Genomic DNA, 11,470 nt, shown 5'->3' with positions numbered 1-11,470 from the left:
CCCCACTGCTGTCCGCTGCCCCACTGGTACCCGTTCCACCGCTGGTACCCGCCCCGCCGCTGTCCCCGCCGCTGGTGTCCGTAGGAGCAACCGTGGCTGTTTCAGAGATGGAGTCCTCCGGCTCGGGGAGGCCAGACTGCTCCGGTCGGCCCCAGACGAAGAGCACCAGGACGAGGCTGGTAAGCAGACACAACCCCGCGAGGACCGCGAGCCACGCAATCAGACGCATGGGTGCTTTCGTTGCCATGGCATGTCCCTCGGGAGCTCCGAATAACCAGCAAGATCCTTCCTACGTCACGATCCGTTCCGGTGCGGCTCGGCAAGCCGCGTGTCGCGTGTCGCGTGAACACTGGCGCACCCACGGTGTCCCACGGCTCAGGGTGACGAAACCCGCAACGGCATCCGCGACATCCGACGAACCACGTCTACCCGAAGACCTTCAGGGTGTCCTCTCCGTCGGTCCACCAGACGCCGAGGCTTTGGCGGACCAAGAGCCAGCCGTCCGGGCCCCGACGGAACTCCCACTGATAGGGGCCGCCCATGGAGTACGGAGAGGAGGCTCTCGAGGGTGCGGTGACGGCGACGAACCACATGTAGCCAATGCCAGTTGCCCGGTCGCCCTCTACGTCGAAGTGCATGTTGAGGATGTGATGCTGCATGCTCGCGTAAGGCGATTCCGCCGCTTCCACCTTCTCCCGGACTGCCGCCCTTCCGTGGATTTTCTCCCACCGCCCGAACTCCAGCACCGCGTCCTTGGCCCAGCAGCCGATCCAGGTCTGCCAGTCCTTGCGGTCCAGCGCCCTCCACCCCCGRRKGWGGAGGGCGCGCAGAGCCTCCTTGTCCTCCAGGACCCGCAGTCTGCGGGCCAGACCGTCATGGTCGGCGGCAGTGTGTGTCATGTCGCTCCTTCCGGGAGGGTCATTGGGCGCTTGCGGCGGGACGGACGACGATTTCGTTGACGTCGACGTCGGAGGGCTGGGAAACGGCGTAGGCAATGGCCTCCGCGATGGCGGAAGCGGGCAGTGCTACGGCGCGGTAGGTCTTCATGGCTTTCCTGGCGGCAGGGTCGGAGATGGTGTCGGCGAGTTCGGACTCGGTCACGCCCGGGGAGACGAGCGTGACCCGGATGGTGCCGGAGGACTCCTGACGCAGTCCTTCGGAGATCGCCCGGACGGCGTATTTGGTTGCGCAGTAGACGGCTGCGGTGGGAGACACCTCGTACGCCCCGACGGAGGCGATGTTCACGAAGTGCCCGCTCCCCTGAGCGTGCATCAGGGGCAGGGCCGCGGCGATACCGTGCAGGACTCCCCGCACGTTGACGTCGATCATCCGGTCCCACTCGTCGGTCTTCAGTGCTTCCAGTGGCGAGAGGGGCATCACTCCGGCGTTGTTGACCATCACGTCCACTCGGCCGTAGGACTCACGGGCGGCGGATACGAAGGCGCGGACGTCGTCGGCATCGGTGACGTCCAGCCGTTGGAAGGCGGCAGTGCCGCCTGCCGTGGTGATCTCTTGGGTCAGCGCTTCGAGACGATCGGTGCGTCGCGCTCCCAGGAGCAGGCGGTGGCCGTCGGCGGCCAGTCGGCGGGCAGTCGCCATGCCGATCCCGCTGCTCGCTCCGGTGACCGCTACGACCTTGGTTGTGTCCGTCATGCCTGCTGTTCCTCTCGATAGAGGACGAGGTGCTCGTGGTAGAGCACCTCGTCGCGGATGTCGCCCGTCGCGGTGAACCCGGAGTCGTCGACGTAGTCGATATGGCTGCCGGTCACCGTGTAGAGCCCGGTGTACGCGCTGCGGCGACCGCCGCGGGCCTCGTCATACCGTCCGTCCGCCCGCAACTCCTGGCGGATGTGACCGTCTGCGGTCACCCACATGCCGACCACGTCGGCATGGCCCTCCTCCGTCTTCCCTGTCATGAAGGCTCCCTTCGTCCATGGGCGCGGAACCGCGCCGCCCGACCGAGTCTTGACGGGCCGGAGACCGCCGACCAGGGCGTGTGTTGCCTGGGTGCGGTACACCCAGGCAACACACACCCCCGCGGCCTAACCTGAGGACATGACCGACAACCACCTGGGAGAGTTCCTGCGCGCACGCAGGGCGGCCCTGTGTCCGCAGGACGTCGGTATGGCGAGCTACGGAGTGCGTAGAGTCGCCGGACTGCGTCGAGAAGAAGTCGCCGTCCTGGCCGGGGTGAACGCGGATTACTACACCCGTCTGGAACAGGGGCGCGAACGCCGCCCTTCGGCCCAGGTACTCGACGCACTCGGCCGCGCCCTGCGACTGGATCCCGACGCCTACGCGCACCTGCACCAGTTGGCCGGGACAACGCCGAGCAACCACCTCGTCCACACCACGGACCGGGTCAGTCCCGCCCTGCGCCAGCTGATCGACGGCTATCCGGGCACCCCGGCGTTCGTCATCGACCGGACCTTGGACGTCCTGGCGGCCAACACTCTGGCCGAGGCCCTGCATTCCCCCTTCGAGAAGGCGGACAATCTGGCTCGCATGGCCTTCCTCGACCCGGCAGGCCGACAGTTCTACACCCGGTGGAATCACACAGCGGAGGCCATCGTGAGCCACCTCCGTCAGGCGGCAGGCCTCGACCCGGACAACCCCAGGCTGCGGGAACTCGTCCACACCCTCACCGAGTCCAGCGCGGACTTCACCCGCTTGTGGAACACCCACGCCGTGCGTGGCAAGTCCCAGGATGCCAAGCACCTCCTCCACCCCGACGTCGGTCCTGTGACGCTCACCTATCAGACCTTCGAGGTACGCGCCGCTCCGGGCCAGCAACTGGTCATCTACCAGGCCGAACCGGACAGCCCGAGCGCCCGCGCCCTGCGGCTGCTCGACACCATGCACGTCACTTCGCACCAGAACGCCGTGTAACCGCAGGGGGGCGGCAGAGGTCTGCCGGGCCATCACTGCGAGCGGATCGTCAGCGGGCAGCACGATGACGAACTCCTCGATGCCCAGGTCGCGGACCGGACCCTCCCAGCCTGCCGGGGAGGGTCCGAGGGCGAGGTCGGCCTGTCCCGCCGCCATCGCTGCCTGCAACTGGGCGGCATGCGCGAATTCGCGTAGCCGGATCCGTACCAATCTGCTAGCTTTCACTCGCCCGTGACACCGCCCGAGGAGGTGAGACCCATGAACGCTGTATCGACGTGGGTGCTCCCCCTTCCCGTCACGGCCGGCGACTGACGTAGGCGCCGCCGGGAGCGCCGCAGACCAAGGCACTCCCGAAAGGCAACACCTATGTACTCCTTCAATTTCACTGCCGAGTCCTCGTCGAACGGCGTCGTCGAGCGCGACTTCACCGTCGGGGACGTCCCCGGCGTCCTCTGGTCCCCCGCCTCCGGCGCAACCGATCGCGCGCCTCTGATCCTCATGGGCCACGGCGGCGGCAGCCACAAGAAGCACCCGGCGATGGCCGGCCGGGCCCGGCTCCTGGTCACCGGCTGCGGCTTCCACGTCGCGGTCATCGACGCGCCCGGTCACGGCGACCGGCCGCGCACGGCGCACGACGAGGCGGAGATCGCCGAGCTGTTCCGGGCGAGGGCGGCGGGAGAACCCGAAGGCCCGATCGTCGTCCGCTACAACGAGCATCTGGCCGAACTCGCCGTCCCCGAGTACCAGATGACCCTGGACGCTCTTCAACAACTTCCGGAGATCGGCGCCGACGGGCCGGTCGGTTACTGGGGCATCAACATGGGCACCGCGATCGGCATACCGCTGGTGGCGATCGAACCCCGGATCACAGCCGCGGTCTTCGGCCAGCACTGGCCCGATGCCCTGGCCGAGAAGGCGAAGCAGATCAGCATCCCGATCGAGTTCGATCTGCAGTGGGATGACGAGCACATCTCTCGCGAGAAGGGCCTCGCACTGTTCGACGCCTTCGCCTCGAAGGAGAAGTCGTTGCACGTGAACTCCGGCAAGCACAAGGACCTGCCGCGGTTCGAGGCCGACAGTGCTGTCCGGTTCTTCGCCCGGCACTTCGGCCCGGCGGTCACCCCGTCGGCCTGATGCCCGCGGCGGCGTCCGGTGCGTCAGCCGGACGCCGCCACCGCGGCCCTCTGCGAGAGCGAGGGGTAGCTATGTGGCCGATCCGGCCGCTTGCAACCGCACCACATGGCTATTGGCGCCTCGCCCTGGAAGCTGTCCCGTACATAGGTGAAGCTATTGACTAGCAGTCAGATCGCGCAGGCGGCCGACGCCGAGGCACACACCGACGGGGACACCAGCCCCCAGCCCGGCTACCGGCAGGGGTCCGCGCTCTCGGCGGACCCGCCCGGTGAGACGAGTCCTGTCTCGTAGGCGAGGACGACGGCCTGCGCCCGGTCGCGCAGGGTCAGCTTTGCGAAGATCCGGGCCACGTGGGTCTTCACCGTCGCCTCACTGAGCGTCAGTTCCCGTGCCAGCTCGGCATTGGACAGGCCCCGCCCCATGAGCGTCAGTACCTCGCGCTCGCGCGGCGTCAGCGCGGCCAGGTCTCGGTGGACGGCCGGAGTTGCCAGGCTCGAACCGGGTGTGGGGGCGCTGGGGGCGAAGCGCTCCACCAGGCGGCGGGTGATCGAGGGTGCGAGCAGCGCGTCGCCGGTGTCGACCAGGCGTACGGCGGCGGCCAGATGCGCGGGAGTGACGTCCTTGAGCAGGAACCCGCTGGCTCCGGCGGCCAGGGCGGCGTAGACGTAGTGGTCGAGGTCGAAGGTGGTCAGCATGATCACCCGGCAGTCCGGGACCTGCGCGAGGATGCGGCGGGCGGCTTCCAGGCCGTCCATGGCGGGCATCCGGATGTCCATCAGTACGACGTCGGGCCGCAGCCTGCGCACAGCGGCAACGGCCTCGGCTCCGTCGCCGGCCTCGCCCACCACGTCGATGCCGCGGGCGTTCAGGATGAGGCGGAAGCCGGTGCGGACCAGTTCCTGGTCGTCGGCGATCACGACGCGCGGGGCGGGCGCGGTGTGCGTCGTCATGGCCGGTCCAGCGGGATCCGGGCGCGGACGCGGTAGCCACCGCCGAGGCGGCGGCGGGCGTCCAGGTCGCCGCCGTAGACGGCGACCCGCTCGCGCAGGCCGAGCAGGCCGCGTCCTGCGCCGTCCGCCCTGTCCGGGGACGTTTCCTTCCGCGCGGGCCGGCTGCCCGTCAGGACGCTCGGTCCGCTGTTCAGCACCTCGACCCGCAGGTAGTGGTCGGCGTATCGCACCGTCACCTCGGCTTTCGCTCCGTCGCCGTGTTTGAGGGCATTGGTCAGGGCCTCCTGGATGATCCGGTAGGCGGTGACGTCGATCCCGGTCGGCAGCGGGCGCGGCTCACCCGAGACGCGCATCTCCACGGGCAGGCCCGCAAAGGCGATCCGGTCGATCAGCGGGCCGAGCCGGCTCAGGCTCGGCTGCGGTGAGAGGTCCATACCGTAGGGCTCGTCGTCGCCGTTCTGCGCGGGTGCGAGCAGGCCGAGCAGGTGCCGCAGCTCGGTCATCGTGTTCCGTCCGGCGGTCTCCACGGCACTCATCGCCGCCGCGGCCTCGTCCGGCATCGTGGCCAGCACTTCGCGGGCGGCCCCGGCCTGGACCACCATGAGGCTGACGTTGTGGCTGACGATGTCGTGGAGCTCGGTGGCGATCCTGGCCCGCTCGGCGTCGACCGCGATCCGCGCCGCGCTCTCGCGTTCCCGCTCCAGCAGCCAGCCGCGCTCCTCGATGGCCGTCCGGTGCAGCCGCCGCGCCCGGACCACGGCCACGCACAGACACCCGGCGGCGCCGACAGCCGCCGCCAGGGCGATGACCAGCCAGACCGTCCCGGATCCCCACACCGGATCATCTTCGCAGGTGTACGAGGCGCGCCCACATCAGCCCCCGTATGCATCCGCGTACATCCCCAGGATGACCTGCCCGTACGGATACATCCGGGGGGTGACGCCCCGTCACCGGCCCCGGCTTAAGTTCGAGCCATGACAACTGATCATGACAGTGCCCGGCACGTGGTGGTGCGGCTGGACAGCGTGCACAAGGAGTACGGCGACGCGAAGGCCCTGGACGGCCTTTCGCTGGAGATCCGGGCGGGCGACGCGGTCGCCGTGATGGGCCCCTCGGGCTGCGGCAAGTCCACCCTGCTCAACATGGTGGCCGGTCTGGACCGGCCGACCGCGGGCACCGTCGAGGTGCACGGTCATGACCTCGGGAAACTGAACGAGACCGGACTGGCGCTGTTCCGGCGGCGCAACGTCGGCATGATCTTCCAGTTCTTCAACCTCATCGACGACCTGCCCGTCCTGGACAACGTGGCGCTGGCCGCGCAACTGACCGGCACCCCGGCCCGGCAGGCGCGTCGCCGCGCCCTGGAGCTTCTGGACGAACTCGGTGTCGCCGAGCGCCGGAACAACTACCCGGCCACGCTCAGCGGAGGCGAGCGCCAACGCGTCGCCGTCGCACGGGCGTTGATGAACCGACCGGCGCTGCTGCTCGCCGACGAGCCCACCGGCGCCCTCGACAGCCGGTCGGGCGAGCAGGTGATGGACCTGCTGATCGACCTCAACCAGATCGGCCAGACCCTGCTGATCGTCACCCACGACCCCAAGCTCGCCACACGCTGCGCCAGCCGGCTGATCGAAGTCGCCGACGGCCGGGTCGCCCGCGAGAGCGCACTGGAGGCGACCGCGTGAGCGCCGTATGGAGAGCCTCGCGCGCGGCCGTGAAGCGCCGCCGGCTCCAGACCTTCGTCATCGGGCTCGTCGTGCTCTGCTCCACCACGACCGTTCTGCTCGCGCTCGCTCTGCTGAACGCTGCCTCGGGCCCCTTCGACAAGGCCTACGCCGCGCAGCGCGGCGCCCATACGGTGGCGACGTTCGACACCACCAAGGTCTCGCGGGAACAGTTGGCGCGCACCGCCCGGCAGCCCGGGGTCGCGGCTGCGGCCGGACCGTTCGGGCAGGCCGTCGTCGACATTCCCAAGGGCTGGCTCTGGATGGCGGGCGGCACCCTCACCGTGGTGGGCCGCGCCGACCCGGCGGGCCCCGTGGACCGCATCGAGCTCCTGGAGGGCCACTGGGCGACCGCGCCCGGCGAGATCGTCGTCAACTGGTCGGTCCAGGGCTCCCCCGGCACCGCGCTTCTCGGCACCAAGCTGGAGATCCCCGGCAAAGCGCCGCTGACCGTCGTCGGATTCGCCGCCAGTATGAGCAAGTCGGCGAGCGCCTGGGTCTCGCCCGAGCAGATGGCCGCACTGCACCCGAACTCCGCCCAGATGCTGTACCGCTTCACGGAGTCCTCCACGGAGGCTCAACTGAGCACCGCCCTCGCACGGGCCACCACGGGACTGCCCAGGGAATCGCTGACCGGTGCGCAGACCTACCTCACCCTCAAGCAGGCCTTCTCCGCGCTGGCCGACTCCTACCTCCCGTTCATCACGCTCTTCGGCGTGCTCGGCCTGCTGGTCTCCACCCTGATCGTCGGCAATGTGGTCAGCGGGGCGGTCGTCTCCGGGTACCGGCACATCGGGGTGCTCAAGGCTCTGGGCTTCACCCCGAACCAGGTCGTCGCCGTCTACCTGACGATGCTCTCGGTACCGGCGGTGGTGGGCTGTGTGCTGGGCACCCTGCTGGGAAACGCCCTGGCCGGACCGATCCTGAAGGTCGCGTTCACCGGCATCGACGTGGGCCGGGCCTCGGTCGGCGACATCAGCCCGTGGGTGTCCGTGGCCTGCCTCGTGGGCATGCCCGCCCTCGTCCTGCTGGCCGCGCTGGTCCCCGCCCTGCGGGCCCACCGGCTGCCCGCCGCACGGGCGATCAGCGCGGGCGATGCGCCGAGGACCGGGCGCGGGCTGCGCGTCCAGCGGATGCTCGGCGCCACCCGGCTGCCGCGCCCGGTCAGTCTGGGCCTGGGCCAGCCGTTCGCGCGGCCCGGCCGCACCCTGCTGACCATGGCGGCCATCGTCCTCGGGGTCACCACGGTGACCCTGTCGACCGGACTGACCAGCACCATGGTGGCGTACGGCAATGTCGGGCGGGAGGACGGAGGCGCCAGGATCCACGTGACGACCGGGGGGCCGGGCGACGGCCGGACCCCGCCCCGGCTCGATGACCCGCAGATCGAGGAACGGCTGCGGTCGCTGCCGGGCGCTGAGGGGGTACGGGCCCGCGCACTGTCCCAGGTGAACATGACCGGGCAGACCCTGCCCGTCTTCGCCGACTTCTTCCGCGGGGACGCGTCCTCGTACGAGCACACCATCGTCAGGGGGCGGGCGCCGTCCGCGGCGGGCGAGATCGTGGCCGGGCCGGCTTTCCTGACCCAGCGTGGGCTGAAGCTCGGTGACCGGGTGACGCTGGAGCTGAACGGCAGGAAGATCACCGCGACCGTCGTGGGTCAGCTCGCCGAAGGTAACGCCCGCGCGCTGGAGGCCACTTGGGAGAGCTTGGCGCAGCTGGCCCCGGACGCCCACGCCACCGAGTACACGGTACGGCTCGCCCCCGGCGCAGACGCGCGCGCTTACGCCGGAGCGGTCGAAGCGCTCGACCCGGGCCTGCGCGCGTCGGTGCTGGAATTCCGCAACGCCGGCACCGCCACCGTCATCACCTTCTCCACGGTGTTCACCGCGCTGCTGACCCTCGTCGCCTCGCTCGGTGTCTTCAACACCGTCCTGCTGAACACCCGTGAACGGCGCCGGGACCTGGGGATGCTGAAGTCGATCGGGATGACCCCCCGGCAGGTGGTGGTGATGACGGTGACGTCGGTCGCCGGTCTCGGCACGGTCGGCGGACTGCTCGGCATCCCGCTCGGGATGGTGGCGCACCGCCTCGTCGTGGACAACGTCGGGGTGGTCGACTTCCCCGAGTACATGAAGGACGTGTGGCACGCGCCGCAACTGGCCGCGATGCTGCTGGCGGGGGTGGCGATCGCCGTCCTCGGTGCCCTGGTCCCGGCCAGGTCGGCCGCCCGGATGACCATCGCCTCGGCCCTGCACACCGAGTAGGTCACCGGTCAGCACCGGCCTGTGGAACCGGCCCACGGCAGCCGACGGCGTTCAGCCGCCGGCTGCCGTCTCGACGGATACACCCGTGTCCCGCTGGACCGTCGCCGGCGACGGGACCGCCGACCCGGAAAAGGGAGGAGGGAAGAGGGGCCGTCAGTGGGTGGCTGTGAAGGCGAGTACGGCGTTCTGGCCGCCGAAACCGAAGGAGTTGCTGACGGCGGCTCCCATCCGCTGCGGCCGGGGCACCTTGGCGACCACATCCAGGTCCAGGGTGGGATCGAGGGTGTCGAGGTTGGCGGTGGGCGGGATCAGCTGGTGCCGCAGGGTGAGCACGGTGCAGGCCGCTTCGATGGCACCCGCGCCACCGATGGCGTGTCCGATGGCGCCCTTGACGGCGGTGACGGGCGGAGGCCGACGGAAGACCTGGTGCAGCGCGTTGTGCTCGGCCGCGTCTCCCTGCGGGGTGGCGGTGCCGTGCGCGTTGACGTGGTCGATGTCTTCCGGGGCGAGGCCCGCGTCCGAGAGGGCGGCGCGCAGAGCACGCGCGGCGCCGTCGCCGTCGGGCTGCGGGGCGGTGAAGTGGTGGGCGTCGCAGGAGGCGCCGTAACCGGCGAGCAGGGCTTGGGGGTGCGCACGCCGTGCCCGGGCGTCCTCGACGCGTTCCAGGACGAGCACGGCGGCTCCCTCACCGAGGACGAAGCCGTCGCGGTTCCGGTCGAACGGGCGTGAGGCGGTCGCGGGGCTGTCGGCGCGCCGCGACAGAGCGCGCATCTGGGCGAAGCAGGCGGCGGTCATCGGCTGCCGCGCCGACTCGCTGCCGCCGGCCAGGACCACGTCGCAGCTGCCGGACAGCAGCCAGTCGCGTGCCAGTCCGATCGCGCTGGTCCCGGAGGCGCAGGCGGCGCTGACGACAAGGTTGGGGCCCTGCGCCCCGAGATCGAGGGCGATCTCGGCGGCGGCCATGTTCGGCACGCTGCGCGGCAGGGCCAGGGGTGAGACACGTTCGGGCAGGTGGGCAGCGAGCCGGTCGAACTCGGCCTGCCAGCCCTGTATGGACCCGGTGCCGACACCCATCACCACGCCGATACGGGCGCCGTCCCAGCCGTCGGGGGCCAGGCCCGCGTCGCAGACGGCCTCCCGGGCGGCGAGCAGCGCGAAGATCGTGAAGCGGTCGAGGCGCCGGGCGCGTCGGTGCCCGAGCAGACCGGCCACGTCGAGACCGGGCACCTGGCAGGAGAAGGCCACGGGCAACCCGCTCAGGGCGGGGTCGTCGGTGGCCGTGGACAGCCCGGCCGTGAGGCCCGCCCACGCCGCGTCCCGGCCGATGCCCGCCGGGGTGACCAGTCCCAGCCCGGTGACGGCCACGGGGGCGCGCCGCGCGGGACCTTGTGCTGTCACGAGATGCATAAGGGTGATTGTTCGGGCCGGGCGGGGGGCTTCAGGGACACCGCAACTCGTTCGGCCCAGACGAAGGGAGCCGTACCACCCGTATGAGCGAACGGTGGTACCCCGTCATCAGCGCTGGTCATCGGGGACCGGGTCCTCGCACGGCCGCCCGCCCCGGAGGCCGTGCACCGCGCGGGACCAGGTGACGCCCAGTGCGACCTCCAGGGCGTCCAGCGGCCGGTCCGAGGCGTCGAGACGAAGCGCCGGCCCGATGTGTACGTGGACGCGCGGCCGGCGTACCGGCGCGGTGACCCAGCCTGCCAGCTGCTTGGCCCGGCTTCCGGAGGCGACCCGGCGGGCGCCCGCGTGCCCGATGGGGATCACGGGCGCGCCCATCGACAGCGCGAGCCGGACGACACCGGTCTTCAGACGGGCGGGCGGCCGGTCGTGGGAGGTGCGGTGACGGGGCAGACCCCCTTCGGGGTAGATGAGCACGCTGCGTCCCCCGGCGAGCGCCTCGGCGGCGTGCCGCAGGGCGTCCCCGGCGCGGCGGCTCCCCCGGTACACCGGCACGTATCCCTCCCGGGTGAGAGCCCGGGACAGCAGAGGCACCCGCCACAATCCGGCAGTCGCCAGCACGGCGGGCCGCAGACCGAGCCGGTGCAGGGTGCCGATCAGCAGCACCGGGTCGAAGAACGAGGTGTGGTTGGCCGCGAGGACACACCCGCTGGTGGCGGCCCGGCTCAGGTGCTCGGCACCGCTCACGGTCGTGTCACTGAAGACGGGCACCAGGGATCCGGCCCATGCGGACAGCATCCGGGCCCTCCTTCCGGGCTTCCGGGACGACGTTCGGCCGCCCGCTGTACGGCATGTGGCGGCACGGCGGACGGCAGACCGAGCGCCGTGGTGGGCGGCTGGCAGACCGGACGCGGCGACACGATCGACGGCATACCGGACGCCCCGGCACGGCACGGCCGACAGCAGACCAGGACAGCGCCCGGCAGCCGGCCCGGACAGACCCAGCCCACTAGGACGCGCTCCTAACTCGGCGCCCACCAGGACGATCACATACCCCGGCGAATGCCAGGACCGGTCCGCGCGGGCGTGCCCGGTCCCGCCC

11 protein-coding genes are annotated in these 11,470 nt (G+C 70.8%); 4 read left to right on the top strand and 7 right to left on the bottom strand.

Translation table 11 applies throughout. The features are described from left to right. Positions 1–425 precede the first annotated feature (425 nt). From ACJA3G_RS18175 to ACJA3G_RS18165, 3 genes are read right to left on the bottom strand one after another with little or no spacing between them, the layout of a single operon-like run. Positions 426–899 (bottom strand): nuclear transport factor 2 family protein, encoded by a 474-nt coding sequence (locus tag ACJA3G_RS18175; RefSeq protein ID WP_406554051.1) that lies wholly within the window; start codon positions 897–899, stop codon positions 426–428. Positions 900–918: 19 nt separating this feature from the next. Then, positions 919–1,653 (bottom strand): SDR family oxidoreductase, encoded by a 735-nt coding sequence (locus ACJA3G_RS18170; RefSeq protein WP_406554050.1) that lies wholly within the window; start codon positions 1,651–1,653, stop codon positions 919–921. Continuing rightward, entirely contained in the window at positions 1,650–1,916 is a 267-nt protein-coding gene (locus tag ACJA3G_RS18165; protein WP_406554049.1) for an Atu4866 domain-containing protein, read from the bottom strand. Before ACJA3G_RS18165 ends, ACJA3G_RS18170 begins: the two co-directional genes overlap by 4 nt. Positions 1,917–2,055: 139 nt before the next feature. Between ACJA3G_RS18165 and ACJA3G_RS18160 the strand changes: the two genes are divergently transcribed. Further along, positions 2,056–2,889 (top strand): helix-turn-helix transcriptional regulator, encoded by an 834-nt coding sequence (locus ACJA3G_RS18160; RefSeq protein ID WP_406554048.1) that lies wholly within the window; start codon positions 2,056–2,058, stop codon positions 2,887–2,889. 366 nt (positions 2,890–3,255) lie between these two features. Further along, on the top strand, positions 3,256–4,023 hold the full coding sequence (locus ACJA3G_RS18155) for an alpha/beta hydrolase (RefSeq protein WP_406554047.1): 768 nt from the start codon (positions 3,256–3,258) through the stop codon (positions 4,021–4,023). A 230-nt stretch (positions 4,024–4,253) separates the two neighbouring features. Here the strand turns inward: ACJA3G_RS18155 and ACJA3G_RS18150 are convergent, their stop codons facing one another. Then, positions 4,254–4,973, bottom strand: a complete 720-nt coding sequence (locus ACJA3G_RS18150) for a response regulator (RefSeq protein ID WP_406554046.1) — start codon at positions 4,971–4,973, stop codon at positions 4,254–4,256. Further along, positions 4,970–5,809 carry a sensor histidine kinase gene (locus ACJA3G_RS18145; protein WP_406554045.1) on the bottom strand — a complete coding sequence of 280 codons (840 nt, stop codon included), beginning with the start codon at positions 5,807–5,809 and terminating at the stop codon, positions 4,970–4,972. The genes ACJA3G_RS18150 and ACJA3G_RS18145 overlap by 4 nt, the downstream gene beginning before the upstream one ends. Positions 5,810–5,947: 138 nt before the next feature. Here ACJA3G_RS18145 and ACJA3G_RS18140 point away from each other — a divergent pair, with 138 nt between their 5' ends. Both ACJA3G_RS18140 and ACJA3G_RS18135 read left to right on the top strand, forming a co-directional pair. Then, the gene (locus ACJA3G_RS18140; RefSeq protein WP_406554044.1) at positions 5,948–6,658 is read left to right on the top strand and encodes an ABC transporter ATP-binding protein; all 711 of its coding nucleotides are present in this window, start codon (positions 5,948–5,950) and stop codon (positions 6,656–6,658) included. Then, positions 6,655–8,964, top strand: coding sequence for an FtsX-like permease family protein (locus ACJA3G_RS18135; RefSeq protein ID WP_406554043.1), 2,310 nt, complete (start codon positions 6,655–6,657; stop codon positions 8,962–8,964). The genes ACJA3G_RS18140 and ACJA3G_RS18135 overlap by 4 nt, the downstream gene beginning before the upstream one ends. Before the next feature lie 153 nt (positions 8,965–9,117). Here ACJA3G_RS18135 and ACJA3G_RS18130 read toward each other — a convergent pair whose 3' ends face one another. Both ACJA3G_RS18130 and ACJA3G_RS18125 read right to left on the bottom strand, forming a co-directional pair. Then, on the bottom strand, positions 9,118–10,362 hold the full coding sequence (locus tag ACJA3G_RS18130) for a beta-ketoacyl-[acyl-carrier-protein] synthase family protein (protein WP_406554042.1): 1,245 nt from the start codon (positions 10,360–10,362) through the stop codon (positions 9,118–9,120). A gap of 117 nt (positions 10,363–10,479) precedes the next feature. Continuing rightward, complete coding sequence (locus tag ACJA3G_RS18125; RefSeq protein ID WP_406554041.1) at positions 10,480–11,166, bottom strand: lysophospholipid acyltransferase family protein; 687 nt, start codon at positions 11,164–11,166, stop codon at positions 10,480–10,482. Positions 11,167–11,470: the final 304 nt, after the last annotated feature.

Source organism: Streptomyces sp. YS-3 (genome assembly GCF_045257485.1).
Lineage (GTDB): Bacteria > Actinomycetota > Actinomycetes > Streptomycetales > Streptomycetaceae > Streptomyces.
Note: the sequence above shows the minus strand (reverse complement) of the source record. Positions and strands in the feature narration are given on the sequence as shown.